Genomic DNA, 26,514 nt, shown 5'->3' with positions numbered 1-26,514 from the left:
AATCATAACTTTAAAGCGCAAAGATAAGTAACCTATTGGCATTTTTAACAAAAATAAATATAGATAACCAAGATATTACGTTAATTTACCTATAAAACAAAAAAAGGAACTTCATAAATGAAGTTCCTTTTTATATAACTATTCTGCTATATTATTTCTTTTCAGGAATTTTAGTTAGAATCTCTAAAACAAATTTCCAATATTTCTGTACTGAAGAAATACTCGCTCTTTCTACAGGAGAGTGAGCTCCTCTAATTGTAGGACCAAAAGAGATCATGTCCATTTCCGGGTAATGAGTTCCCAAGATACCACATTCTAATCCTGCGTGACACGCTACAACATCTGGCTTACTTCCATTTTGTTTCTCATAAATATCCACCATGATGTCAAGTATTTCAGAATCTGGATTAGGGCTCCATCCTGGGTAAGACCCAGAAAACTCTACCTCACATCCCATTAACTCAAATGCAGCTCTTAAGCTATTAGCAACATCTAATTTCGAAGACTCTACAGAAGATCTCGTCAAGCATTTAACTACTAATTTCCCATCTGCTAAATCTACTTTTGCAATATTATTTGAAGCCTCTACTAAACCTTCAAAATCAGGACTCATTCTATAAACACCATTATGAGCAGTATACATAGAACGCACAAAGAAATACTGCGCCATAGAAGGCATCACTTTCTTAGGCATATCCTCTGCTGATAACTTCTCGAACTCAACTGTAAAATCAGGATCTACTGTGTGAAGTTCTGCTTTGATCTCATCTACTACAAGGTTCATATCATATACAAAAGCCTCATCGTAAACCCCTGCTATAATAACATCTGCAACACTTTCACGAGGAATAGCATTTCGCAAACTTCCTCCTTTTATCTTCGAAATCTGCAGTCCGAAATTGTCAAAAGAATCGAACAACAAACGGTTCATAATCTTATTCGCATTACCAAGTCCTTTGTGAATATCCATACCTGAATGTCCACCTTTCAGACCTTTAACTGTGATGCGATATCCTACAGACCCTTCCGGCGTATCTTCTTCATCATATTCTGCTGAAGCTGTTACATCTACACCACCAGCACATCCGATATCAATTTCATCATCTTCTTCTGTATCAAGATTCAAAAGAATCTCTCCTTCTAACAAACCTCCTTTTAAACCTTTTGCACCAGTCATTCCAGTCTCCTCATCTATCGTAAATAAAGCTTCAATAGCAGGATGAGGAATATCTGTACTCTCTAAAATTGCCATAATAGTTGCTACTCCCAAACCATTATCAGCTCCTAAAGTAGTTCCTTTTGCACGTACCCAATCTTCATCTATATACATTTCAATACCTTGAGTATCGAAATCAAAAACAGTATCGTTATTTTTTTGGTGAACCATATCCAAATGCGATTGCATCACAATTGTCTTTCTATTCTCCATACCTGCAGTTGCAGGTTTTTTGATGATCACATTTCCTACCTCATCTTTGATAGTAGGTAATCCTAAACTTTTACCAAAGTTCATCATAAACTCAATCACTCTTTCTTCTTTCTTAGAAGGACGAGGTACTGCATTAAGATCAGCAAACTTATTCCAAAGTTGTTTTGGTTCTAAATTTCTTACTTCTTGACTCATATTATTAGTTGTTCTTATTCAAATTATATTTCTTCAAATTTAGGGATTTCTAAATTAATATATAGTATACATCTAATACTTTAATATTCCTTAAACAGGAAAGAACTCAAAAATAGTATTAAAAACAAAAGCTCACTATACAGCGAACTTTTATTTTTATTATTTCTTTACACTTCCTATCAATTCACTTTCCTTTTGAATTAACTTCAAAACGAATTTCAATTCTGGATCTTCCATTTCTAACAATCCTTCGTAAAACTGATCTTCCGTTATCTGATAATCAGGAATAACACCTCTACAACCTTTACTTTTCTCAATTTTATCATTGAAGAAAACTTCTGAACGCGGCAAATCAACTATTGTTTGGGTATTGGGCAACTTATAGTTGATAAACCAAGAAGCAGTTGTAAAATTACTACAAGTTCGCGTTTCTTGCCCCACTATCACTCCCCTGTCATTTTCCTTAAACAAAGATGCAAAATAAGTAGCAGCAGAAACAGTATTATTATCTATCAATAGATACACTTTACCATCAAAGGCCTTTCTATCTCGAGGGTAGTTCTCCACGTAAGATTCATCTAACCTATTATTTCCATAATAGTAATCCTCCCCTTCTACTTCATCATAACGTTGATACATGAAGTTATCCATGTTCTTGATATCCATTTCAGAAAATTGACGACCATTGCTATCCACTAAATTCTCTCTTACTTTGATATCGAGAACCTTAGTTGCATAGCGGTATGTATTCTTAAACATTTTATCCTTAGATATAAAAGAGTAATACAGCGGAATATTACTGAGTAAACCACCTCCATTACCTCGTATATCAATAATTAAATTCTTGACACCTTTGGATTGTAATTGCTCAAAGAAAGTACTCAATTTATGATAGGCATACTCCTCAGAAAAACCAAATGTTTTAATCGTCAATACATAAGTTTCACTATTAATCTCTTGACCAAATATTCCGTATGAATAGCTAATGAGATCAATGGGAAATATCGATTTCTGTGAATTATAATAACTCCTTGCGTAGTTAACTGAATTTACAGTAATCTCCTTTAACTCATCATCCTCCAGATTTTCTCTATATTCAATCCTATATTCCTCTATCCCATTGTACATTAATGAAACATAAAGCGAAAAGTCTTTGGCATTTACCACATCGATTAATCCATCAGAGCTTATTCTAATATTGTCCAATAATTCTTTTGCTGACTTGCCATTTACCTTTTCGATAATTGCTCCGGCAGGAATATACTTGTTAAACTGATTAACAAATACCTTCTCATTAAAAACAACTGTGCTAAAAGGGAAAAAAGTAGCCGTTTTCGAAAAATCTTCAAACACCATTAAGTCAGTACTTAACCCAGAATGAGCATCTTTTATCAACGGTAAAGGGTTTGACAGTAAAAATTTAGAATAACTTGCGTCTTTCTCTAACTCACTTCTCAACTTTTTAACTGAAGAATTAAAATCTTGTTCACTTATAAAACGATAGGGATTGGGGTGTTGTTGTTTTATAACATCAACTAACACATCAAAATCTTTAAGATAATCTTCTTTAGTTAATTCTTCGTATTTCTTTTGACCATAAACTAAAAACTGAGTCAATAAACACGAAGTTAATAACAAATATTTCTTTATCATGAAAACAACTTCCTTTTTGATTGCTCCTGCAATACTTATTTTATCATAACGATTACAAATCCTGAATATTTTAAAGCATAGCAGAAGTAATAAACAAATATAAAAATATATATTCTCTTTTTAGCGAATACCCCGACAATTCAATCAACAAAAAAAGCAAGCTTAAAATCTAAGCTCGCCTTCTATTAACGATGAAAAAGAAAATTTAAATCTCAATATATTTTTCAAATATTTTCTTGGCCTTTTTCTTACAGACCTCTTTTTTGTACTTATCATGAGCCGATAGATACACAACAGGAGCTTTTTTACACATCCCCTGACACTTCATCTTACAGATAGAATATCCTCCTTCTAACCCTTTCTCCTCAATTAACTCTTTGAAACAACTTTTCGTTTCCTCATTATACCTACAACATTTTTTTCCTTCACAAATAAAGATTGTATTCTCTCCTTTCTTAACTTTACTCATCTAACTACAGATTTATAGAACAAATATATTTATTTTTATTTATTCTAAATTACAATATATCAAATAATATGAAAAAATTAAGTTTTTGGGTGCTCTTGTATATCATCAGTAAAATTGTGTTTTACTTTTTCACTCAAAATACAGCAGTTGTCGAGAAATACTATTCTGAAGGTTTTTACTTATCCTACAGCAAGCTGTTGAATAAAATGACATCTGCAATCCCCTTTTCTATCGGAGATCTACTTTATTTTGTTTTAGGCATCTACTTATTACTTAAAATCATTAAAACAATTAAAGCGAACACGAGTATAAGAAATAAAGCTTACTTATTTATTCTTTTGGCAACTAAGTGCTATGTGATTTTCTACCTCGCTTTCAATCTAATGTGGGGGTTAAATAATTACCGTATCCCCCTACAAAATCAACTCGATATTGCAATTACCTATACAGAAGAAGACCTTATCAAACTAAGCCATAAGATCATCAACACAGTAAATGCACAACAGTTGCAAATAACAAAAGACAGTACTGTTGCAGTAATTAACAACCAAGACATCAAAGAAATATATGAAAACTCTAAATACGGATTGGAAAAAGTAGCTATAGATACAAAGTTGTTTGATTTCTATGATACGAGTATCAATTCTTCACTATACAGCATTCCATTGACATACGCTGGTTTTGGTGGATATATAAATCCTTTCACTATTGAAGCTCAAGTAAACAACAAAATACCAAAGCTTACCATGATTGTAACCGCATCACACGAAATCTCACACCAAATGGGCTACGCAAGAGAATCTGATGCAAACTTTATTGGATTTCTCGCTACTTCCAAGCAAGACGAGCTAATCTACCAATATGCCGCAAATATCTTTGCTTTGAGATTTTGTTTAAGTGAACTACATAAAACAAACAGTGCATCTTTCGAATCAATAGTACAGAGAATATCCTCTGGTGTACTTGTCAATGTAAATGAGAATACGGTATTTTGGCAACAACACAAAAACTTTACAGACGAAATTTTCAAAAACTTCTATCATCTATTCTTAAAAGCAAATAATCAAAAAGAAGGGCTGCGTTCGTACAGTAAATTTCTTGCACTATTAATAAACTACGATAAAAAAACACCCCTTTATAAAACTGATAATTCAGAAGTAAAATCAACTTCCTTATAGACATCTATTCTTATGACTACAATGAAGCATCGCACTGAATCGACAATCTAAATGTAAGATAGTCCCTTATACTATACACAATGCAATATTACAAGTCTTATAGTCAACCAAAATCTTCAATCCGCTACAAGCAGTTGTATTTCGGATACTAACACCATAGATTATACCTAAAAATCGCATGGCAAAACAAGCACTTAATACCACTATATAGCTATTCGACGATATATAAACTTGTCTGCTACCGAAGGATATTTTCAATAAAACTTCATTCATCCCTGTTGACGATACAACTTTCGCATTAAATGTAAATCCACTGAACACAAAATAAAACAGTGGTTTGTTAGGTCTTTCTTGCACCTTTCTTGCAGTTTTACTGCCCGCAAGGGGTGTTTTAGCAAGGACACCCCCAGCAAACCGCAAGGATACCTCAAGAAAGTGCGACCAAAATAGTACTGATTCCTAATTGACTATGATCTAAAGAAGAAACACTTGATGTAGGACTAACTTTATCTTTGAGCTTTAGCAGTACTTGAAATAGACATTAAATTACAGCTTGTTACTTTGCTACTTCAATTGATACTATCAATTGACTACTTCGCATCTCTATCCATATCAAAACACTGTTATTCCATTGACATCAACTTTTAATAGCTATATCCGACTTCGCAAAACTGCTAATAAGAAAATAATTGAGTGTAGTAAGCAAGATTATGTGCACAAAAAAAGGATACCTATTGTTTAGATATCCTTATTTATATTATTTACTTAGCTAAATTATTGTCAAAACTCTCTGAATTTTTCTTCTTATAAGGTCTGACAATTAACCTCGCTTGTCTATCGAACATTAAATAGTTATACAACCAGTTCCAGAATACAACCAATTTATTTCTAAATCCAATCAATGACATCAAGTGAACAAACATCCACACGAACCAAGCAAAAAACCCGTTAAAGTGAAATTTAGGTAAATCTACAACAGCTTTATTTCTACCTATTGTAGCCATAGACCCTTTATCATTATACACAAATGGCTTTAGCGGTTTCTTCTCTTTCAAGCGCTCTAAGTTCTTTGCTAACAAATCACCCTGTTGTATAGCAGGTTGAGCCATCATCGGATGCCCCATTGGTGTTTTTTCTGTCATCATTGTAGCGACATCACCGATTGCAAATACATCCGTAAAACCTTCTACTTGATTAAACTCATTAACCTTGATACGATTACCTCTTTGGATAACTGTAGCATCAAATCCTTCTACAGGTGCTCCCATTACCCCAGCTGTCCAAATAACTGTTTCTGCTTGAAATTCTTTACCAGATTTAGTCTTGACAGTCTTTCCATCATAGCCGACAACTATCTCATTCAGCCAAACATTCACTCCTAACTTATCTAAAAATTTCTCAGCAGCTTTAGAAGATTTATCTGACATAGCATCCAAAACTTTTCCTGCCCCTTGAATAACGTTAATAGTCATTTTTCTAAAATCTAAATCAGGATAATCTTTAGGCAAGACGTGTTTCTTCATCTCTGCTAATGCACCAGCTAACTCTACACCTGTAGGTCCAGCCCCAACAATAACAAAATTCATTAATGCTTTTTGCTCATTAATATCGTTTGTCAATAAAGCAGATTCAAAATTCTCCAACACTAAACTGCGAATATTCAATGATTGAGGAATCGTTTTCATCGCCATACTATTGTTCTTGATCTCCTCATTTCCAAAGAAGTTAGTTTTAGAACCTGTAGCAATTACAACATAGTCATAAAATATTGTTCCTATATCCGCAATCACTTTCTTATTAACTGTATCAATGCGTTCTACTTCAGCTAATCGGAAATAAATTTCATCTAACTTCTGTACCACTTTTCGTATTGGATAAGCAATAGATCCTGACTCAAGACCTCCTGTTGCTACTTGATACAATAGCGGTTGAAAAGTATGATAATTGTGCTTGTCTAATAAGACTACTTGAAAATTCTTATTTTTCAATTTTTTAGCGAGCGAAAGTCCTCCAAAACCACCACCAATAATAACCACACGTGGTTGGCTTGAAGTAGGAATATTCATCATAATCAATCGATTTTTACAGTGCAAATTTACAATTAATTCTTGTCTTTTTTAGTTTATAAAGCTTTCAAACATATTACTCGTGCTATCATAAAATAACAACTAAGTAGTTTTTTAAGTCGTTTTTTAGCAATTTGACAAATCAAACAAGTGTAACTAAATAATTAATCTAAAAAAGCAAAAAACACCTTATTATTACTAATTATTTAAAAAAAATCAATCCTTTTTAAAACTAAAATAAGACTATCACAGCAATTATTTGACAGTCTTGATAGTATAAAAAAAAACTACTTAAAAAGTAGTTCTTTATTTTTTATAGTTACTGCGGATATTTTTTAATAACATCTCCAGACCATTGAGCTTTAACTCGTAAATCAATGCCATTTGCTCTCCTAACTTTCCTTTCGGAAACCCCTTATTGTGATACCACACAATATAATATTCAGGTAAATCGATTAAATACTTCCCTTCATATTTACCAAAGGGCATTTTAGCATGAGCAAGTTCAACTAAGTACTTTTGATTGTCGAGCATTTATTGCAATTGTTTAACTGTTAAGTCTTCTGTATACTGCAACAAATAAACTCCCGTATTGCGGATCCCTCCTTCTGGATTTTTACTATATTCAAACTTATTCTCGTTTACATGCGTTTTATACTTGAATGTGCTTTTGAATCCACCTTTTTGGAATGATCTCATAATCACATCGTACATGACATCATACCCTCTTGTCGCAAATCTACTTGGCAGTACATTATACTTTTCTTTATAGAGATTCTGAAAATTAGATTCCTCTAACGAATTGTTACTATCGCGAGTAACAGAAGGATAAGTATATTTTAAATCTATTAGACTCTGGATATCAATTTCACTATTCTCAAACACTTCACCTTTGTCAAGGGTAGCAATCTGAATATTAAAATCTTTTACTCGTCTTTTCAATTTATTCACCAACAAACTTGCTGATTCAATACTTCCAGAATCTAAAACAAACACATTGTTCTTACCTGACACTAAAGTCTTGTCAATATCATTCAATGCACTTGTATTAATCGTTTTTACATGACTGTAATACTTAGTCATAAATTCTTTGGTAGAAGTGCGTTTTGGGTCAACAATAACAGTTAGTTTCACATCTGGCTGTTTGATGAAATAATCCAACAATTCTTTTTTCAATACATCTGCATAAGGCATTGTTTGAATTAACTGATCAGAAGCAATTAACTTTTCATTCGATAGAGGCGAAACTACGACAATATCCTTATTAGGTAAATTCTGAACGGTTTGCTCTACATTAGTCTGAAAGAAAGGCCCAATAATTACATCTGTATTAGCAAAGCTTTTTGCTTTAATTAAATCAAGTATTGCAGATGAGTTCTTACTCTCATTTGAATCATACACATTTACAGTTAAAGGCAATCCTAAATCCTCTATTTTTTCAATAGCCAACTTAGCACCTAAATAAAAGTCTAACGTCATATTCAAGAAATTATCAGACGACAATTTCCCCTCTACACTCTCACCTAATCGACTTATGTTAAAAGGCAATAACAAAGCAATCTCTTTACTTTGTTTAACATAGAGTGATTCTTCAAGATTTGCAAACTCTCCAGCAAAGACAACATCCTCCTTACCTTCTTCTTCCACATCTTGAACAATACCTGCTACATTTGGCACCTTTAGCTCCATACCTACCTGCAACCCAGAACTCAATAATTCTTTATTCAATTCTACAAGCTCTGTAATAGATAAGTCGTATTCGCGAGAAATACTGTATAGCGTTTGCTTTGGTTTAACTTTTATCGTTATATACTCTGGCACTTCACCTCCTTGTGGCGCGATAGGTGTTACCTCAATTACCTCATCTTTAAATCCAAATGCAGGTACTTTGATCTTCTGACCACTTTTTAAGCCATCTTTTAACTCTGGATTCAGCTCCATTAAGCGTTGAATTGTCGTATTGTATAAAACAGCTAAACCATATAAGGTAGACTGTGGTTCAACATCGATGTATTTGTAATAAATATTAGAGATATCTTTAATCGTATCAGCAGAAGATGACATCAACTTACCGTTGTAATTAGGGGTTGACTTATCTCTACCTGTTACATCTTTTGCACGAGCAATCTGTCTTTGACGACCAACCACAATAATACTTTCAGCTTTCAGTCCCTCCTGTTTTAGAGTTGGATTCCACTGATAAAGTTGATCTACGGTCACTTTATACATTTTGCTAATACCGTACAATGTCTCTTTAGGTTGAACATAATGCGTTTTATCTTCATAATCTTGCGTTGATTTTGAAGTTGAATTAGCAATAAGTTTTGACGACTGATTATCGTTATTTAAAAATTCTTTGGTTGGGATAAGTATAAAACCTCCTTCTTTGATACCATTCTTTGCATCGGGATTATAAGTTAAAATATCCTTTACAGAAATACTGTATTCTCTGGCTATTTTACTTACAGTATCACCTTTTACAACTCTATATTGCACAAATGAACTGTCTTGTGCACTCATAGTAAATGATATCATAAATGCTGCTAATGCAGCGATAAAGTTCTTTCTCATCTTGCAATTTTTTTTAAAATAAACGAAAAGTCGCTGTACCAAAGGTACAGCGACTTATTGATATAATCTAAATTATTCCCATTCAATTGTTGCAGGTGGTTTTGAGCTTATATCATATACAACTCTATTAACCCCTTTAACTTTATTGATAATTTTATTTGAAATCTCCATTAAAAACTCATAAGGCAAATGTACCCAATCAGCTGTCATACCATCTGTAGAAGCAACAGCTCTAAGAGCTACCACTTTTTCATAAGTACGTTCATCTCCCATCACTCCTACACTATTAACAGGTAAAAGAATAGCTCCTGCTTGCCATACTTTGTCATATAACCCATGCTCTTTTAGTCCATTGATAAAGATAGCATCTACTTCTTGCAATAAACGAACTTTTTCTTGCGTTATATCTCCCAAAATACGAATCGCTAATCCAGGACCTGGGAAAGGGTGTCTTCCTAATAATTCAGGATCAATACCTAATGAAGCTCCTACTCTGCGAACCTCATCTTTAAACAACATTCTAAGAGGCTCCACAATCTTTAATTTCATAAAGTCAGGTAACCCTCCTACGTTGTGATGTGATTTAATTGTAGCAGAAGGTCCTTTCACAGAGATAGACTCAATTACGTCTGGATAAATTGTCCCTTGACCTAAGAAAGTAGCATCTTCTATCAACTTAGCTTCATCATCAAATACCTCGATAAATACACGACCGATTGCTTTTCGCTTTTGCTCTGGATCATCTAATCCTGCTAATGCATCCATAAACCTATCTGTAGCATCTACTCCTTTTACGTTCAAGCCCATTCCGTTGTATTGGTTTAATACATTTTGGAACTCGTTTTTACGCAATAGTCCATTATTTACGAAGATACAGTATAAGTTCTCTCCGATAGCTTTGTTCAATAATACAGCAGCTACAGTAGAGTCTACACCTCCTGACAATGCCAAAACTACCTTTTCGCTACCTACTTTATTTCTTAAGTCTTCAATTGTTTCTTCAACAAAAGCACTTGGTGTAAAGTCTTGCTTAACTCCTGCGATATCAACTAAGAAATTTTTAAGTAACTGAGCTCCATCTGTAGAGTGGTATACTTCAGGATGAAACTGTATAGCATAAGTATCCTCTCCTTCAATTTTATAAGCAGCATTTTTTACATCTTTAGTGCTTGCTAATAAAACTGCATTGGTAGGTAATACTTTAATTGTATCACTATGACTCATCCACACCTGGCTATTCTGAGGAATATCCTTCAAGAAACTATCATTTGCTATAAAGTCCAAGTTCGCTCTTCCATATTCTCGGGTATCTGAAGGTGCTACTTCACCACCAAAGAAATGAGCTAAATACTGTGCTCCATAACAAACAGCTAATAAAGGCATTTTTCCTTTAATATTTGACAAATCTGGATGTAACGCTTCTTCTGAGCGTACAGAGAAAGGACTACCAGATAAAATAACAGCTTTATATTCTGTTAAATCTGCTGGTAAATCATTATAAGGTAAGATTTCGCAGAAAATATTTAATTCTCGAACTCTTCGCGCAATTAACTGAGTATATTGCGATCCAAAATCTAAAATAAGTACATTGTGTTGCATGCGCAAAAATAGTTATTTAACACGTATCACAAAAACTTTCATTACTTTTTTTATATAGACTTCTACTCACTCATATTCCACCAAACAAAACTCTCATCTATTACCAATTTGTAACTATAGATACTAAACTTTTAGCAACTATGTAAAATACACCTATTATTTCTTTGATTAGAAACTTGTTTATTTATATTTGTGGAGCAGTCTTTGATATAAACATAGTCTGTATCCACAATAATAAATTACTTTTTTATGGAATTTGGTATATACGAAACCTTAATGCTTGCCTGTCTTGTTTTACTTTTAGGCCGTTTTATCGTACACAGAATAAACTTTTTTACTAAATATAATATTCCAGAGCCTGTAGTAGGGGGATTTTTAATTGCTTTAATTAGCTGGGCGATCTTTGCTATTTTCAAGATAGAATTTACTTACCACAAAGAGCTTCAAGAATCTATGATGTACGTGTTCTTTGCTACAATTGGTTTAAATGCTGACTTTGCAAAATTAATCAAAGGAGGTAAAGCCTTAATCGTCTTCTTAGTTGTAGCTGCTGTTTTTATTATTTTTCAAAATGGTTTAGGAACAGCCTTAGCCACATTACTTGGTTTAGATCCTCGATTCGGGTTGATAGCTGGCTCTATTACACTTACAGGTGGTCATGGAACGGCAATTGGCTGGGCAAAAGATTTTATGGCAAGTGGCAAACCATTGTTAGGTGCTGAAGAAATTGGAATGGCATGTGCTACTTTTGGTTTAATTTTCGGAGGAACTATTGGAGGTCCATTAGCTTACAGATTATTAAAGAAAAACAATAAAGAGGAACTAAGTCCTGAGGAAATTAGACACAGAGAAGACACACACGAAATGACGGACAAGGCCTTTCCTACTGAGAAAGTTACCTATAGATCAGTAATGTTAACCGTAACTCTTATCGCTGTTTGTTTAGTTCTTGGAAATGCACTTTCTGACTGGAATGCTCAATACAGCTTTAAGCTACCTACATTCGTTTGGTGTTTGTTTATTGGCGTGATTATTCGCAACCTTTTAGCACACATGTTTAAATTAGAGATAAACAATGAACCTGTTGATATATTAGGTAACGTAGGCCTTTCTATTTTCCTTGCATGTGCATTGATGTCGCTAAAGCTTTGGTTAATTATCGATTTAGCATTACCTATTTTATTTATCCTATTAGTCCAAGTGACAATGATGTGGTTATTTGCTTACTACATCACCTACAGAGTCATGGGAAAAGATTACGACGCCATTGTATTAAGTGCTGGTCATTGTGGTTTTGGACTTGGAGCAACTGCAACTGCTGTTGCAAACATCCAAGCCGTAACGAATCGATTTGGACCTTCCTATAAGGCTTTCTTAATTATACCTATGGTAGGAGCTTTCTTTATTGATATATTGAACGCGTTAATTTTAAATGTATTCATCACATTCTTATAAGAAGAAATAGTATAAAAATAAAGGCGACTGATTGAAATCAGTCGCCTTTATTCTTTTTGTTAATTGCTATTCAAACTTTTCGATAAGCCTACTTAATTTTCCTTCAATATCTTCTTCCACCATACCGCCGTGAAAACATATAATACGCTCTGGATTTAATTCTTTCAATTTTCTAACAGAAGCTAAAGCTGCTGGTAAATCAAGTGTGAATTGTGGGTTTGCAATATTAAACTCACCGTCTTCAACTACTATTGCATCAGACGCAATTAATGTACGTGTTTCAATATCAAAGAACGAAAGATGCCCTTTAGTATGTCCAGGAGTTGCTATTACCTGTAGCGTATCCTTAAAAAACTGCCCATCTACTAAGGTACTCGTCACCTCAAATCGCTTTACTGCTTCTAATTCAACAATAAAGTTATTTACCCATTGTTTCATTTCTTCTGGAATGTGATTCAAGCTCTCTCTAACTTGTACTAAACGCTCAGCATCAACCCTTCCTGAAACAGAATCTGCTTCTTCCACACTGCTTATCACTTCTAAATCGATATATTCTTTCTTAAAACAGTGAAGTCCTTCCAAATGGTCTATATCATCATGCGAAATAATGATCCCCTTTAAATCCGCTATCATTAACCCCAAGTTTCTCAACTCTTGTTTGAACTCTGAAAAATTATACGTAAATCCACAGTCTATCAGATAAGAAGTACCATCCGAAAACCCAACTACTACAGGGTTAAAAATAGCCGGTTCTCCCTCGGCTGACTTGGCATTGATATGCAATACATCTATATTCATTAGTATTCTATTTTTATGTTAACGCAGATAAATAAACTGCATCCTTATAAATCCCTATTGCAAGTACACGTTTAAAAATCGCTTTTGCTAAAAAAAGCCTAATTAGATATCTAATTAGGCTTTAACTATTTTGATTAGCGAACTAATTTTTTATACTTCAGACGCGTTGGAGCAACATCTCCTAAGCGCTTCTTGCGATTCTCTTCGTAGTCAGAGAAAGACCCTTCAAAGAAGTACACTTGAGAATCTCCTTCAAAAGCTAAGATATGCGTACAAATACGGTCTAAGAACCAACGGTCGTGGGAAATAACCACAGCACATCCTGCGAAATTCTCCAAACCTTCCTCCAAAGCACGCAATGTATTAACATCTAAATCATTCGTAGGCTCATCCAGCAACAGTACATTCCCTTCTTCTTTTAACGTCATAGCTAAGTGAAGACGGTTGCGCTCCCCTCCTGATAAAGTAGCTACCTTTTTATTCTGATCAGAACCACCAAAGTTAAATCTACTCAAATAAGCACGAGAGTTTACTTGACGCCCTCCCATCATGATCAACTCTTGACCATCACAGAAGTTCTCCCAAATAGATTTCTCTGGGTCTATATTAGAGTGAGATTGGTCTACATAAGCAATTTTAACCGTATCTCCGATAGCAAACGTACCAGCATCTGGCTGTTGCTCTCCCATGATCATACGGAAGATAGTAGACTTACCAGCACCATTTGGCCCGATAATACCAACAATACCTGCTTGAGGTAAAGTAAAGTTAAGATTATCATATAATAACTTATCGCCAAAAGCTTTAGCTACACCTTTTGCTTCGATTACATTTGTTCCTAAACGAGGTCCATTAGGTATGTAAATCTCTAATTTCTCTTCAAGTTCTTTTTGATCTTCGTTTAACAACTTATCGTAGTTCTGTAACCTTGCTTTTTGTTTTGTCTGACGACCTTTAGCCCCCTGACGTACCCAATCAAGCTCACGCTCTAAGTTCTTACGGCGTTTCGAAGCCACTTTTTCCTCTTGTTCTAAACGCTTTGCTTTTTGATCTAACCAAGATGAATAGTTTCCTTTCCATGGAATACCTTCTCCTCTATCTAATTCAAGAATCCAACCAGCTACATTGTCTAAGAAATAACGGTCGTGGGTTACAGCGATTACTGTACCTGCATATTGTTGTAAGTGTTGCTCTAACCAATGCACTGACTCTGCATCTAAGTGGTTGGTTGGCTCATCTAACAACAACACATCTGGATTCTGTAACAATAAACGACATAGAGCTACTCTACGACGCTCTCCTCCCGAAAGAATATTAATAGGCGTATCAGGCTCAGGTGTACGCAAAGCGTCCATCGCAATAGCCAGTTTAGTATCTAACTCCCATCCTCCTACAGCATCAATCTTATCTTGTAGCTCGGCCTGTCTATCCATCAGTTTCTGCATCTTATCAGCATCTTCATACACTTCTGGAAGACCAAACATATCATTAATCTTGTTGAACTCATCTAAGATAGCCACAGTCTCAGCTGCACCTTCTCTCACGATTTCAATCACAGTCTTTGTTTCATCTAACTGCGGCTCTTGCTCTAAATACCCTACGGTATACCCAGGTGCGAAAACCACATCTCCCTGATAGTTCTTATCTACTCCAGCAATAATCTTTAACAAGGAAGATTTACCTGAACCATTAAGACCTAAAATACCAATTTTAGCCCCGTAGAAAAAGCTTAAATAAATATCTTTTAATACAGTCTTGTTTGTCGATGAGTAAGTTTTACTCACCTTCGACATCGAAAAAATTACCTTTTTATCGTCTGACATAAAGTAAAATATATTGAATTTATTGATTACTAAGCTATAAACACTCTATAGCGAATGAGCCAAAAATAGCATTAATTAAGGAGATTAAGAAACTTTTTTTACCCGAACCAAAGTGTCCAAATCTCACTTCGCTACAATTAAGATTATTTAGCATTGACAAAAAGCAACTCCAAAACACATAATCACTCCATTATGAGTTGTTTTTAACAAAAATTTAAAACAAAACACAAGTTAAACCTCTTGTTTCGCCACTTTTTTATCACTATATTGTATACATAATTTAAAACTCACAATTATGTCTGAACATTTATTTTTTGCAAAAAGTGAACCGTGTGAAAACAATCACGAAAATCACTACTATGACCCATCAATTGATGCTTATGTGTGCTCTACATGTAGCGCTATTTCACCAGCTAATTCTATTTATGATTTAGAAGATAAATCAGACGATGAATACGAATTACACATTGGAATCTAAGGTCATCAGAATCTTGTAATTAATTTTTATGTGAGTAAAATTAATTACAAGATTTTTTTTTATCCTTTTCTTAGCGATTTACAGAAGGCCAAAAAACAAGTGTTATCGCCTTCTCCTTAAAATACGGTGAAGCCTGTGATCTTTCATCACAGCTCGTTTACTCCAATCCACAAGATGCCTTCCTTCTTCTAATACCAATATCATCTTTACCATAAGAAAATCGTACACTGTAGTCAGTAAAATTACTCCCATCCCAATATACAAAGTACGCAGATGTAAATACTGAAAACAATAGGCTGCAATAATCCCCCCTAATCCGAAAGAAAAGACAATTGCAACCTTTAAACCGATATGAGAAAACAATACACGTCGTACGGCTGTATTCTTACTATAGAAAATCAATCTTGCTGTTTCAATTCCTAAATCAGTTACTATTCCAGTGATATGTGTAGTTCTCACTACTGCCTTAGAAATAAATGTCACCAGTGAATTCTGAAGTCCCATGGCAAATAATAGTACATAAGCAATCTTCATAGGGTATTGAGAAAGAATATCTCCTTCGAGATAAGCAACTCCTCCTAACAGAATTGCCTCAAGAATCAAAGGAACAGTGAAGTATACTTTGTTCCACAACAACTTTTGTACTTGAAGAATTACGTGAGAAATAAATGAACCTAAAAAGAATGATACCAACAACAAAACAGACTTCAAAATAGCTGTTCTATTAAAAGACAAGAACTCTTGCGCAAAATTAGATAAATAGCCTGTCACGTTGGTTGTCATTAACTTTAATGCCAAAAATCCACAAACGTTAACAATTCCTCCTACAAAAGACAATAATACCGCTAAACGCAGATTTTGGCCAAAACTTCTCCCTTTCCCCCTATGTGATAACATGATCTTATAAATTACTCTTTCTCAGAATTATAATATAACAAAATTAAAGAGAATTACAAATATATAGGCTATTGGAAGGGATTTATATTAACTATTGTAGAATACACATCAAAATACACTCCGCAGCACTATACCTCATAGAATTTGAAAAGCCAACACAACATTGAACATCTATGATTTGCAATAAAGAATGGATTTTCTGTAAAATGGAAAGAGACTGGAAATCTAATGTAGCAATGATTAAGAAACAGACAGTCAGGAAAATAGTAAAGGAAACAAAAAATACTGACTATTAATCAGTATTTCTGTATAACCTTACTCGTAATTGTATGATAATAAAGAAGGGAAGCAATTGCTTCCCTTCTTTATTATCAAACTTATACTCTTCCTTTCAGTGCATTAAACACCCATGCAATAGCAAGGAATCCAATACCCACGGCAGTAAATCCCCATCCCGCAATTTCAGAATACTTAAATGCGCCTAAACAAATTAAAAGGGCTCCCATCGCGATCATGATCAAGGTAGCATAACCCAATATTTTGTTCTTGTCTAATTTATATGCCATAATTTCTATATTTAATTAAATATTTTAACCAACATTTCTTTAAGTAAATCTCCCTGAGATAAAGCATTTGCTCCAACTCCTTTACTTTTTAAATCAATATCCTTCAAGTGCCCAATCATTCCACTTACTCTTTTCATTGGATAAATCCTAAACCCTGCCTCATAATCCTTTATCGCATATTGACTCACCTTTAGTTGCTTCATAACATTAGAAGGAGATTTATCCTTTAGTCCATGATACAGTAAAAGTTTAGAAAAATAAGCATAAACTAACCCCATAGTTAAAACAATTGGATTGTTTTTAGGGTTCTGAGCAAAGTAATCAGCTATTTTATAAGCTTTAACTTGATTTCTCTCCACGATTGCTTTGATGAGTTCAAAGTTATTAAAGTCTTTACTTATTCCTATATTCTTCTCTACAATATCATCAGTAATTGTACTGCCTTTTGGAAGAATTAAGGCAAGTTTATTAAGTTCATTTGAGATTTTAGAGAGATCTGTACCTAAGAACTCAACCAACATTGTAGATGCTTTAGGCTCGATAGCATATCCTTTTGCAGTAAGTGCTTTCTTTATCCATCCCTCGATTTGATATTCCTTTAGTTTTTTACTATCAAATAAAACACCTGAGTTCTCAAGCGCTTTGTATACTTTCTTTCTCTTGTCTAAGGTTTTATACTTGTAACAAAAGACCAATACAGTTGAAGGCTGCAAGTTAACAGCATAACTTTCTAACTGGTCAATTGTTCGAGCCAAGTCTTGTGCTTCTTTTACAATCACAACCTGTCTTTCTGCCATTAAAGGAAAGCGTTTAGCATTGGAAATTATCTCTTGTATAGAAACATCTCTACCATACAAAACCATTTGATTAAACCCCTTCTCATCTTCAGTCAATACATTATCTTCAATATAGTCTGCAATAACGTCTATATAAAAAGGCTCTTCCCCCATTAAAAAATAAATAGGAGCAATGTTTTTATTCTTAATATTCTTTATTATCTCGTTAACTTCATCCAAAATACTATGGTCGCTTTTTTAATTGTACAATAGCTAAAGAAAAAATATATTTGCTTTATGCAAAAACTAAATTTCCCTAGCTTTGATTTACGCCTCAAAAATAGTGAAAATAAGCTAGCAATATTTGATGTTATCCGTAAAAAGTTTGTTCTACTCACTCCTGAAGAATGGGTTCGACAACATGTTATTCATTTTTTAATCATTGAGAAAAACTATCCTACCTCGTTAATTAGCGTTGAGAAAGTAGTCAAAATCAATGGAATGAATAAGAGATACGATATAGCAATCTTTAAACCCAATGGAACAATAGATGTGCTAATCGAATGTAAAGCACCTGAAGTAAATATTACCCAAGACACTTTTGATCAAATTGCTAGATATAATTTTCAACTTAGAGCAAATTACCTTTTTGTGACAAATGGTTTAAACCACTATTATTGTCAAATGGATTATGATGAGATGAGATACGTATTTTTAAAAACATTGCCGAGCTACCAACGCATTAGTAATAAAGAACAACAATGAATAAAAAATTTGCTATAGCTATATTGAATTGGAATGGAGAGAAACTGTTGAAACAATTCTTACCTTCGATTATCGCCTATTCTAATCAAGCTAATATCTACGTCATAGATAATAAGTCTTCAGATAATTCCCTTTCTTTAATCCAGAAAGAATTCCCTCAAATTAATATCATTGAAAATTTGGACAATGGAGGATACGCAAAAGGTTATAATCAAGGCTTAAAAAGCATTAGTGAACCTTATCTCGCACTTGTAAACTCTGATATAGAAGTAACCGAAAATTGGCTTGATCCAATTGAAAGAATCTTTGATCAGCAGCCTACGGTAGCGATAATTCAACCTAAAATATTAGATTTTAAAAACAAAACTCACTTTGAATATGCAGGTGCTGCTGGAGGTTTTATTGACAAATATGGTTTCCCTTACTGCAGAGGAAGAATATTTGACACCATAGAAGAAGACAAAGGACAATACGATGACGAAATAGAAATATTTTGGGCATCAGGAGCCTGTTTTTTTATTAGAAATAGTATCTACAAAGAATTGAACGGTTTCGACGAAGACTTTTTTGCTCACCAAGAAGAAATTGACTTATGTTGGCGTGCACATCATGTGGGATATATCATCAAATATTGTGGAAATTCTACAGTTTATCACGTTGGAGGTGCTACATTAAGTTATCAGAATCCCCAAAAAACATATCTAAACTTTCGAAATTCGCTTTTAATGATGTACAAGAATTTACCCTCAAGGTGTAAGTTTACAACTTTATTTTTGCGACTTTGTTTAGACGGAATTGCAGGTATTCGCTATTTCCTAAGCCTAAAACCAAAGCATTGTTTTGCCATAGTACGCTCGCACTTTGCGTTTTACAAGCGAATCAGTCAATTTAAACACAAACGTGCTAACTCCCCTATTAAATCATATTACCAAGTTTCATCAATTGTTTGGCAGTATTTTATTTCTAATAGAAAAAAGTATATTAAATAATTTTAATGCAAATTAACTGAGCGTTATATCAATAATTGCATACAATTTGATATATTTGGTACGAAATTCAATCAGTTTAATTATGAAAAAAGTAATTTTAGGTTTATCTGTTGTTGCTTTAGGTTTAACTTCTTGTGGTACACAACAAAAAATCGCAGATTTAGAAGCTAAGAACAAAGAAATACAAGATTTGTTAAATACTTGTACAGTTAAGTTAAATTCAACTATTGCTGAAAAACAAGCTTTAGCTAACCAAGTAGATTATTTAAAAAAGAATACATCTGACTTAATTAGCAATGTTGGTAACTTGACAATGTTATCTTCTAAAGGAGCAGAAAATCTTGAAAAATCATTAGAGAGTTTAAAAGAGAAAGATCTTAAAATCTCTCGTTTACAAGATGCTATCACGAAAAAAGATTCTGTGACATTAGCATTAGTTAGAAGTGTTAAGAAAGAAGTTGGATTTGATGATCCAGATATCCAAGTGAACGTAGAAAAAGGAGTTGTTTATATTTCAATTGCGGATAAATTATTATTCAAAACAGCAAGTTGGGATGTAAATACAAATGCTAAAAACGTTTTGGCAAAAGTAGCTAAAATCGCACAAAGCAAACCTGAGTTCGAAGTAATGGTAGAAGGACACACTGATAATGTGCCAATTAAGAACGCTAATATGCGTGACAACTGGGACTTGAGTGTTAAGCGTGCTGCTTCTATTGTTCAAGTTTTACAAAAAGACTTTAATATCGCACCTGAAAGATTAGTTGCTGCTGGACGTGGAGAATACCAACCTCTAGTAGAGAACGATTCAAACGATAACAAAGCAAGAAATAGAAGAACAAGAATTGTTCTATTACCGAAAATTGATCAATTCTATGATATGATCGAGAAAGAAATGAAAGATTTAGCTAAACAATAAATCTTAACTAAACCACCTTTTAAAGGTGGTTTTTTTATTTTACAACAAACTACCAAGTACTGATTAAGATAAAAGCTATTGACCTTTAACTTTTAGCTTATTAATCAACTGCATGCTATTGCATTTAAAAATTACCTCTCTCCCAAATATGCTCAATGCATAGGTTTTTTCTATAAAATCATTCTTTGTATTATAAATTTCACTAAATTTAGAATATAACATACCAAAATCAAATATTGCAACATGAATAATTCTATTCCTCAAAACTTTAATAACTTCGATATAATTGGAGATATACATGGACATAGCAACGATTTAAAAAAACTCCTATCCGCTCTTGGATATTCAATAAAAAACAACACCTATCAACATCCTGAAAGAAAAGTTCTCTTTTTAGGAGATTATATAGATCGAGGAGTTAATGTGGTAGAAGTATTAGAAATAGTAAAGAATATGGTAGAGAGCGGCAATGCCATTGCATTAATGGGAAATCACGAGTACAATGCTATTTGCTACAATACGTTATCTTCACAAGGTACATATCTACGAGAACACAGCAAAAAGAACTTTAATCAACACGCAATCACTATGGCTGCCTTTATGCAATATCCACAATTGTATAAAATGTATATAGATTGGTTCAAGACTCTACCACTCTTTTATGAGAATGATTCTTTCCGAGCTGTACACGCTTGTTGGGATACAGAAAACATAGAATATCTTAAAAGCCAACTGACAAATAATTGCCTTACTACAGACCTACTTGAAGAATCAAGCTTAGAAGGCACCGAGTTACACAAAGCTGTATATGAAACATTAAAGGGAAAAGAAATTACCCTCCCTAAAAACCAAACTTTTATTGATAAAGACGGAGTTCTAAGAACTGAATTTCGAATTAAATGGTGGCAAATACCTGCCGAATCAACCTATCAAGCTATAAGTGCATTACCAATTAGAGATCTGCCTGCAGATGATTTTGACAGCTCGAAGATTAACTTTTACAGCAAAGAAGATAAGCCCGTTTTCTTTGGTCATTATTGGATGAAATTACAAGCAAACCAACGAGCGAGAATACTAAGTGAAAATAGCTGTTGCTTAGATTACAGCGTAGCTAAAGAAGGCAGTTTAGTTTGCTACAGATATAGTGGAGAACAAAAATTAGATTCAAAACAAATTAATTACATAAAGTAAAAAAGAGACAAAGATGCTATACTTCTATATTTAGCATCTTTTCTTTTTTCTAATTCTCTACTATAAACTAACTTTACCACTTAAAAACATTCTTATGTGGAAGTACTATGCTTTATTATCTGCTATTTTTGCTGCCTTAACGGCTATATTATCTAAATTAGGTGTAAAGGGAGTCAATGGCAATATTGCAACCGCAATTCGAACTACAGTGGTTCTCTTTCTTGCCTGGGGTATTGTATTATTTACAACTGAACTCAAAAGCTTTAAAGAATTATCCAAACAAAACTTATACTTCTTAATCGCCTCTGGATTAGCCACAGGGTTATCGTGGATATTCTACTTCAAAGCATTAGAAACAGGAGAAGTTTCAAAGGTCGCTCCAATAGATAAATTAAGCATTGTATTTGTCATGATTATCTCTTTTATTTTCTTAAAAGAACCAATGGATCTAAAAACAATACTTGGAGGCACACTCATTTTTGCTGGAGCACTTGTATTAATTCTATAGTATCTTAAGATAACAACTCATTCTATTAAACAGGATTTTCAATCAACTTCAATAGGTAGTTCTTCAATTTTCTGAATACCTGTTCGCTGCACTAACATTCTAAACCTTCTATAAGCAACCTGATCCAGGTTCTTAAACTGTACAATCACATTAAGATAGTAGACTTTATCCGCTAAGACCATTTCTACTTGACCTTTTGAACTAAGCTCACTTAATGTATAACCCGTAATATGAGGATTATCCATACGTTGGGCAATACGAGTTATATTAAAATTCACAATGTCATTGATTCCTTCAAAAGAATACGTTTCTTCTTTCATTGCATTTATATTATCCAACCTTACTTTCTTTCTATACAGGATAATTTTTTCGTTGTGTATCTTATTTTCAACTTCCAAGAGAGCCGAACGACTGCGTATATTCAATACCTCCTCAGGTACCTTATCGTCCGTTATAAAGTCAACAGCCTCTTTGATCCATCCCACTTTCTCATCCTTGATACTAATTGCCGTTTTGTGATCAAAGTACTTTCCACCAAGCTTACCTGCAAAATAAAAGCGCATTAACTCCTTTATCCTGTCCTTTAGAATATAAGATATAACCAACGCTACAAACAAAGGCATAGTAAAATTCCCGTATTTCTGCTGGAAAGAAAAAGCAACAATAGTAGCAAATATCATCGATGTTCCTGCAGCCAAACTATAGTAAATTTGCTGAACTAATACCCCATCACCATCTCTCTTCTTTGTGGAGTTTAGTATTAAATCGGATTCTATGTACTTATTAAGCATCAAATGCCTATAAATAACTTTCTGATTATTCTCTTTATCACCCTGTATTAAGTCAACATAGCCATTCTTAGCCATATACTCCTTCTCTGTAAGGATTAAATCCTTTAGATAAATTATAAGGTCAGAGAACTGGTTTTTAAAACTCGCTTCTAAGTAATTAAGCAATAAAAATGAATGCTGAAGTATAGCATATGATAAAAACTCATCGCTAAAATTAAAATAGTTATAAACTTGTTCTTCTTCTTGTCTATAGGAGATAATATCTCTTAGTTGACGAAATTTTGTGCGAATTTCTTCAATGCTATCAATAAACAACTGAACTTTCTCTTTCATAAGATTAAGATCGTTAGCTTGTTTTACTTCACTAATAAAGTCCCGTATAGCACTTCTAAAGATAGCCATAAACATTTTCAACTGAAACTCATACTCGTAAAGATTACCTTCCTTCTTTTCAATATCTAACGTTTGACATAACGCAAGCATTGCAGCTCGAAGATTATTATACGGTATAGCACCTTTGTTGACAATCTCCTCCAATCGATAAATCGGCGTGATAAACCTCACTTTTGACTTCACATCTGAATAAAATTGATTCTTAGAATATGTAGAAGAATTTATATCTAAGCTATTTGGAATAAAAATCCATGAATTAATATCAAACTCACTAAACTTTTCATTCTCATCAATTGAGAACTTAGTCTTCATTTCTAAGGAGAATGAATTTCTAATATATGTTTCTATATCTACCATAATCACATACAATCAAATTATAAACAAACAGAAGTAATCTATTAAATATCAATACCAAAAGTAGTTAAAACAAGTAAATTAGACTATAAATAGCGTAATTAATAACAACATTATAGAAAATGACTATTTATGTCATTTAATTTCTTCTAACCAATTATACTACTATTCGCATATTATACATAAAATAATATTATATAATATCAATATTGTACTTATTTACATAACGATTATTAAAAAACCCTTTCCCGTAAAGACGAATAATTTATTTATATATCACAAAAACTTTAATTATATTTGTTTAAATCAAAACAATACAGCATAATATGAAGCACTTTAACACTAACTTAGAATTTTACTTCAATGAAGTACTCCAGAAGAAAAGTTATAACAAAATTGTACAAGATGTGATTTACTACATCTCTACAAACTCATTCACACAACTTGGGATAAATAGTATTCTTGAATCATACAATCTTTCAAGTATCAAAAGCTTAAAGCTTTCCTTCTTGGACATTTACTGTGAAATTAAGAAGGTAATCCTTGAAACCGAAAATTACATTAAGTTAAACCAAATGCAAGACCTTATCCTGTTTAAGAAAACTTGTCAAATAGAAGAACACGAATTACAGGAATACAAAAAAGATCAGTTGACAACCATGTACATTATGCAAACGCAATCTATCTCTATGGCAAACAACTTAGAGGATAAAGAAAAACAAGAGAATTTACAATTATTCAAGTCACTTGTAGGTATACAAGAAGATTATAATTATTTAATGAGATCTAAGTTGAATATTCCAAACTGCTTCTCCTAACTAAGACCAATGCCAAACTCACAAATAACAATACGAAATACATTCTTATCTCTATGCTTTATAATTATAAAGCATTTTTTTTGCTATATAAATAAAAAAACCACCTGCATCTACAAGTGGTTTTCTTAGTATTCAAAACTATTCAATCAAATGAATAATTAATCTTAGTTTTCAACAAACTCAACAATTACATCAAAAGTCTGATTTGTAGGGAATGTTCTATACATCATTCCGTTTCCTAAACTAAATTCAAGTTTAGCCCCTGCAACTTCAATGTCACAAACACCGATACCCAAATCATTACCATTAGCATCCAGTAATTTAATAGATAATACATTACCTATCATCACTGCAACATCTTTTGGCATTCTAATACCTTCAGTTTCAGCATCACCTGCTTTAACTCCTACAGTACCAGCAAATTTGTAAATATCTTTACCTTGGTATTTGTTACCTGTAAATACAGCTTTTGCAGTAATATCATATCCGATACTTGCGCGAATCTCCTTGATAATTTCTTCTTTACTATCAGTAAATATTTTCAAGATAGAACTTGAAATATCAATCGGTTGCTTCTCATCTTTATCATTAATAATATATAAGATTTCAGCTGTTTTAGCATCTGCATCGTGATCCCCGAAATAAACGTTACCACCTTGACTTAAATGTTCATTTACAGTTTCGTTGATAATATGTTGGATTGTCTCATTATTCTCAATTGTTTGATACAAATCATGTGTCATATCAATAAAGAAATCACCCTCCTCAGACTCATACTTATAAATGATTGCATTCTTTGTAGCGCCAGGTTCAACTCCTACCTCAGTATACGCACCTTTAGTTCCGTTAGCAGCATCACTTCTTCTATAAAACTTAGTTTTAGTCTCATCACGCTTAACTAACTCCTCAAAGTCAATCGGTTTAATTGTAGGCTTGCCATCTATATCATTCTCAACTACAGAAAACTGTTTAGTATCTCCATTAAAAGTAACAAAAAGATCCTTTCCTTTATCACCTGGTTTAACTTCAGGTAAAGTTGGAATAGCCTTTGTTATCTCTTCTTTGATAGTACTATGTAAAGTTTTAGTATCTGTAACTTTCGTCCACTCAAGACCTGTCCAATAGTAAAAACCAGCAGATAAACTACTTGCAACGTCTACCTTTGTATTATAGATAATAAGTCCAATGTTTCTAGGATCTGTCTTTAAATCTCGACCGTCCTTATCTCTTTCAAGTAGTGGAGAAAATGATGTCAAAGATGTCAAAGCCACTTGAGGTAAAATAACCCCTTGGTTTCCATCTTTAGATGTAATCTCCAATAAAGAAGAAGGCGAAGGATTCTTTGTACCTATCCCCACTTGGGCATGTCCTAAAAAGGACATCCCGAGTAAGGCAGTACATGCAATTATATACTTCTTCATTCTTTCAATTTTTTAATTATTTTATTATTTAGTTGGAGCTGCTTCTGTACTGATAAACTCAAGAATTACATCGTAGTCACCATTAAATACAGGAGTATACATCTCCCCAACTCCAAAGCTAAATTTTAAAGTTTTTGCACCCTTGTCGAAAACAACTTCTGTAGCTGAATCAGCAACTAATTGTCCATCAACACCACCTTTTAAAACTGTAGCTTTAAGTAAACGTGCAAAAGAATCTCCTACAGGAATAGCTGTCTTGAAAGTACTGTCATATCCATAAGTAGTATCCTCAACCGTAACCTTAGTTACAAGCTTTTTAACTTGAAAACCATTGATTACCTCTCCAGTATTAACAGCTCCCTCTCCATCTTTCACTACTACAGTAGTTTGCTCTTTTAACTTCTCAATGATA

The 26,514-nt window shown here is 33.4% G+C and carries 25 protein-coding genes; 9 read left to right on the top strand and 16 right to left on the bottom strand.

Annotated features, from left to right (window positions below):
* Window positions 1–151 precede the first annotated feature (151 nt).
* From GJV76_RS09825 to GJV76_RS09815, 3 genes are all read right to left on the bottom strand, one after another.
* A complete protein-coding gene (locus GJV76_RS09825) occupies window positions 152–1,624 on the bottom strand; it encodes an aminoacyl-histidine dipeptidase (RefSeq protein ID WP_155092442.1) in 1,473 nt (490 codons plus the stop codon).
* A gap of 159 nt (window positions 1,625–1,783) precedes the next feature.
* A complete protein-coding gene (locus GJV76_RS09820; protein WP_155092441.1) occupies window positions 1,784–3,277 on the bottom strand; it encodes a S41 family peptidase in 1,494 nt (497 codons plus the stop codon).
* 205 nt (window positions 3,278–3,482) lie between these two features.
* The gene (locus tag GJV76_RS09815) at window positions 3,483–3,746 is read right to left on the bottom strand and encodes a (2Fe-2S) ferredoxin domain-containing protein (protein ID WP_155092440.1); all 264 of its coding nucleotides are present in this window, start codon (window positions 3,744–3,746) and stop codon (window positions 3,483–3,485) included.
* 68 nt (window positions 3,747–3,814) lie between these two features.
* Between GJV76_RS09815 and GJV76_RS09810 the strand changes: the two genes are divergently transcribed.
* Window positions 3,815–4,924 (top strand): DUF3810 domain-containing protein, encoded by a 1,110-nt coding sequence (locus GJV76_RS09810; RefSeq protein ID WP_155092439.1) that lies wholly within the window; start codon window positions 3,815–3,817, stop codon window positions 4,922–4,924.
* A 66-nt stretch (window positions 4,925–4,990) separates the two neighbouring features.
* On the opposite strand, the gene GJV76_RS09805 is transcribed toward GJV76_RS09810, so the two are convergent.
* From GJV76_RS09805 to guaA, 5 genes are all read right to left on the bottom strand, one after another.
* Complete coding sequence (locus GJV76_RS09805; RefSeq protein WP_155092438.1) at window positions 4,991–5,281, bottom strand: hypothetical protein; 291 nt, start codon at window positions 5,279–5,281, stop codon at window positions 4,991–4,993.
* Window positions 5,282–5,685: 404 nt separating this feature from the next.
* Window positions 5,686–6,993, bottom strand: coding sequence for an NAD(P)/FAD-dependent oxidoreductase (locus tag GJV76_RS09800; RefSeq protein WP_155092437.1), 1,308 nt, complete (start codon window positions 6,991–6,993; stop codon window positions 5,686–5,688).
* 303 nt (window positions 6,994–7,296) lie between these two features.
* The gene (locus tag GJV76_RS09795; RefSeq protein WP_155092436.1) at window positions 7,297–7,524 is read right to left on the bottom strand and encodes a DUF3820 family protein; all 228 of its coding nucleotides are present in this window, start codon (window positions 7,522–7,524) and stop codon (window positions 7,297–7,299) included.
* Window positions 7,525–9,561, bottom strand: a complete 2,037-nt coding sequence (locus tag GJV76_RS09790; RefSeq protein WP_155092435.1) for a LysM peptidoglycan-binding domain-containing protein — start codon at window positions 9,559–9,561, stop codon at window positions 7,525–7,527.
* 72 nt (window positions 9,562–9,633) lie between these two features.
* Window positions 9,634–11,160: a glutamine-hydrolyzing GMP synthase gene (gene guaA, locus GJV76_RS09785; protein ID WP_155092434.1), complete on the bottom strand. Its 1,527-nt coding sequence runs from the start codon at window positions 11,158–11,160 to the stop codon at window positions 9,634–9,636.
* A 249-nt stretch (window positions 11,161–11,409) separates the two neighbouring features.
* On the opposite strand from guaA, the gene gltS reads away from it, so the two are divergent.
* Complete coding sequence (gene gltS / locus GJV76_RS09780; RefSeq protein WP_155092433.1) at window positions 11,410–12,615, top strand: sodium/glutamate symporter; 1,206 nt, start codon at window positions 11,410–11,412, stop codon at window positions 12,613–12,615.
* A gap of 66 nt (window positions 12,616–12,681) precedes the next feature.
* On the opposite strand, the gene GJV76_RS09775 is transcribed toward gltS, so the two are convergent.
* On the bottom strand, window positions 12,682–13,413 hold the full coding sequence (locus GJV76_RS09775) for an MBL fold metallo-hydrolase (RefSeq protein WP_155092432.1): 732 nt from the start codon (window positions 13,411–13,413) through the stop codon (window positions 12,682–12,684).
* 134 nt (window positions 13,414–13,547) lie between these two features.
* On the bottom strand, window positions 13,548–15,236 hold the full coding sequence (ettA, locus tag GJV76_RS09770; protein WP_155092431.1) for an energy-dependent translational throttle protein EttA: 1,689 nt from the start codon (window positions 15,234–15,236) through the stop codon (window positions 13,548–13,550).
* 295 nt (window positions 15,237–15,531) lie between these two features.
* Between ettA and GJV76_RS09765 the strand changes: the two genes are divergently transcribed.
* Window positions 15,532–15,714, top strand: coding sequence for a hypothetical protein (locus tag GJV76_RS09765; RefSeq protein WP_155092430.1), 183 nt, complete (start codon window positions 15,532–15,534; stop codon window positions 15,712–15,714).
* 102 nt (window positions 15,715–15,816) lie between these two features.
* On the opposite strand, the gene GJV76_RS09760 is transcribed toward GJV76_RS09765, so the two are convergent.
* From GJV76_RS09760 to holA, 3 genes are all read right to left on the bottom strand, one after another.
* A complete protein-coding gene (locus GJV76_RS09760) occupies window positions 15,817–16,611 on the bottom strand; it encodes a YoaK family protein (RefSeq protein WP_155092429.1) in 795 nt (264 codons plus the stop codon).
* A 377-nt stretch (window positions 16,612–16,988) separates the two neighbouring features.
* Window positions 16,989–17,177 (bottom strand): CAL67264 family membrane protein, encoded by a 189-nt coding sequence (locus tag GJV76_RS09755; protein ID WP_155092428.1) that lies wholly within the window; start codon window positions 17,175–17,177, stop codon window positions 16,989–16,991.
* Window positions 17,178–17,188: 11 nt separating this feature from the next.
* Window positions 17,189–18,193 carry a DNA polymerase III subunit delta gene (gene holA, locus GJV76_RS09750; RefSeq protein ID WP_155092427.1) on the bottom strand — a complete coding sequence of 335 codons (1,005 nt, stop codon included), beginning with the start codon at window positions 18,191–18,193 and terminating at the stop codon, window positions 17,189–17,191.
* A 57-nt stretch (window positions 18,194–18,250) separates the two neighbouring features.
* Here holA and GJV76_RS09745 point away from each other — a divergent pair, with 57 nt between their 5' ends.
* The 5 genes from GJV76_RS09745 to GJV76_RS09725 all read left to right on the top strand — a co-directional run bounded on the left by GJV76_RS09745 (window position 18,251) and on the right by GJV76_RS09725 (window position 22,325).
* Entirely contained in the window at window positions 18,251–18,718 is a 468-nt protein-coding gene (locus GJV76_RS09745) for a type I restriction enzyme HsdR N-terminal domain-containing protein (RefSeq protein ID WP_155092426.1), read from the top strand.
* The gene (locus GJV76_RS09740) at window positions 18,715–19,707 is read left to right on the top strand and encodes a glycosyltransferase family 2 protein (protein WP_155092425.1); all 993 of its coding nucleotides are present in this window, start codon (window positions 18,715–18,717) and stop codon (window positions 19,705–19,707) included. The genes GJV76_RS09745 and GJV76_RS09740 overlap by 4 nt, the downstream gene beginning before the upstream one ends.
* Window positions 19,708–19,789: 82 nt before the next feature.
* Window positions 19,790–20,626 (top strand): OmpA/MotB family protein, encoded by an 837-nt coding sequence (locus GJV76_RS09735; RefSeq protein ID WP_155092424.1) that lies wholly within the window; start codon window positions 19,790–19,792, stop codon window positions 20,624–20,626.
* Window positions 20,627–20,869: 243 nt separating this feature from the next.
* Entirely contained in the window at window positions 20,870–21,817 is a 948-nt protein-coding gene (locus tag GJV76_RS09730) for a metallophosphoesterase (protein ID WP_155092423.1), read from the top strand.
* 94 nt (window positions 21,818–21,911) lie between these two features.
* The gene (locus GJV76_RS09725; RefSeq protein WP_155092422.1) at window positions 21,912–22,325 is read left to right on the top strand and encodes an EamA family transporter; all 414 of its coding nucleotides are present in this window, start codon (window positions 21,912–21,914) and stop codon (window positions 22,323–22,325) included.
* Between the two features lie 38 nt (window positions 22,326–22,363).
* Here the strand turns inward: GJV76_RS09725 and GJV76_RS09720 are convergent, their stop codons facing one another.
* Complete coding sequence (locus GJV76_RS09720; RefSeq protein ID WP_155092421.1) at window positions 22,364–23,866, bottom strand: hypothetical protein; 1,503 nt, start codon at window positions 23,864–23,866, stop codon at window positions 22,364–22,366.
* A gap of 323 nt (window positions 23,867–24,189) precedes the next feature.
* Between GJV76_RS09720 and GJV76_RS09715 the strand changes: the two genes are divergently transcribed.
* A complete protein-coding gene (locus GJV76_RS09715; protein ID WP_155092420.1) occupies window positions 24,190–24,681 on the top strand; it encodes a hypothetical protein in 492 nt (163 codons plus the stop codon).
* Window positions 24,682–24,845: 164 nt separating this feature from the next.
* Here GJV76_RS09715 and GJV76_RS09710 read toward each other — a convergent pair whose 3' ends face one another.
* Together GJV76_RS09710 and GJV76_RS15720 are read right to left on the bottom strand one after the other, a co-directional pair.
* Entirely contained in the window at window positions 24,846–26,102 is a 1,257-nt protein-coding gene (locus GJV76_RS09710) for a hypothetical protein (RefSeq protein ID WP_155092419.1), read from the bottom strand.
* A gap of 24 nt (window positions 26,103–26,126) precedes the next feature.
* On the bottom strand, window positions 26,127–26,514 hold a 388-nt coding region (locus tag GJV76_RS15720), incomplete at its 5' end, for a hypothetical protein (protein WP_394367067.1).

This window comes from Myroides albus (assembly GCF_009711045.1).
GTDB lineage: Bacteria > Bacteroidota > Bacteroidia > Flavobacteriales > Flavobacteriaceae > Flavobacterium > Flavobacterium album_A.
Note: the sequence above shows the minus strand (reverse complement) of the source record. Positions and strands in the feature narration are given on the sequence as shown.

Bases quoted from the DNA above. Each gene is read 5' to 3' on its own strand.
- GJV76_RS09825 (WP_155092442.1), bottom strand. From the start codon at position 1,624: ATGAGTCAAGAAGTAAGAAATTTAGAACCAAAACAACTTTGGAATAAG.
- GJV76_RS09820 (WP_155092441.1), bottom strand. From the start codon at position 3,277: ATGATAAAGAAATATTTGTTATTAACTTCGTGTTTATTGACTCAGTTT.
- GJV76_RS09815 (WP_155092440.1), bottom strand. From the start codon at position 3,746: ATGAGTAAAGTTAAGAAAGGAGAGAATACAATCTTTATTTGTGAAGGA.
- GJV76_RS09810 (WP_155092439.1), top strand. From the start codon at position 3,815: ATGAAAAAATTAAGTTTTTGGGTGCTCTTGTATATCATCAGTAAAATT.
- GJV76_RS09800 (WP_155092437.1), bottom strand. From the start codon at position 6,993: ATGATGAATATTCCTACTTCAAGCCAACCACGTGTGGTTATTATTGGT.
- GJV76_RS09795 (WP_155092436.1), bottom strand. From the start codon at position 7,524: ATGCTCGACAATCAAAAGTACTTAGTTGAACTTGCTCATGCTAAAATG.
- GJV76_RS09790 (WP_155092435.1), bottom strand. From the start codon at position 9,561: ATGAGAAAGAACTTTATCGCTGCATTAGCAGCATTTATGATATCATTT.
- guaA (WP_155092434.1), bottom strand. From the start codon at position 11,160: ATGCAACACAATGTACTTATTTTAGATTTTGGATCGCAATATACTCAG.
- gltS (WP_155092433.1), top strand. From the start codon at position 11,410: ATGGAATTTGGTATATACGAAACCTTAATGCTTGCCTGTCTTGTTTTA.
- GJV76_RS09775 (WP_155092432.1), bottom strand. From the start codon at position 13,413: ATGAATATAGATGTATTGCATATCAATGCCAAGTCAGCCGAGGGAGAA.
- ettA (WP_155092431.1), bottom strand. From the start codon at position 15,236: ATGTCAGACGATAAAAAGGTAATTTTTTCGATGTCGAAGGTGAGTAAA.
- GJV76_RS09765 (WP_155092430.1), top strand. From the start codon at position 15,532: ATGTCTGAACATTTATTTTTTGCAAAAAGTGAACCGTGTGAAAACAAT.
- GJV76_RS09760 (WP_155092429.1), bottom strand. From the start codon at position 16,611: ATGTTATCACATAGGGGGAAAGGGAGAAGTTTTGGCCAAAATCTGCGT.
- GJV76_RS09755 (WP_155092428.1), bottom strand. From the start codon at position 17,177: ATGGCATATAAATTAGACAAGAACAAAATATTGGGTTATGCTACCTTG.
- GJV76_RS09745 (WP_155092426.1), top strand. From the start codon at position 18,251: ATGCAAAAACTAAATTTCCCTAGCTTTGATTTACGCCTCAAAAATAGT.
- GJV76_RS09740 (WP_155092425.1), top strand. From the start codon at position 18,715: ATGAATAAAAAATTTGCTATAGCTATATTGAATTGGAATGGAGAGAAA.
- GJV76_RS09735 (WP_155092424.1), top strand. From the start codon at position 19,790: ATGAAAAAAGTAATTTTAGGTTTATCTGTTGTTGCTTTAGGTTTAACT.
- GJV76_RS09730 (WP_155092423.1), top strand. From the start codon at position 20,870: ATGAATAATTCTATTCCTCAAAACTTTAATAACTTCGATATAATTGGA.
- GJV76_RS09725 (WP_155092422.1), top strand. From the start codon at position 21,912: ATGTGGAAGTACTATGCTTTATTATCTGCTATTTTTGCTGCCTTAACG.
- GJV76_RS09720 (WP_155092421.1), bottom strand. From the start codon at position 23,866: ATGGTAGATATAGAAACATATATTAGAAATTCATTCTCCTTAGAAATG.
- GJV76_RS09715 (WP_155092420.1), top strand. From the start codon at position 24,190: ATGAAGCACTTTAACACTAACTTAGAATTTTACTTCAATGAAGTACTC.
- GJV76_RS09710 (WP_155092419.1), bottom strand. From the start codon at position 26,102: ATGAAGAAGTATATAATTGCATGTACTGCCTTACTCGGGATGTCCTTT.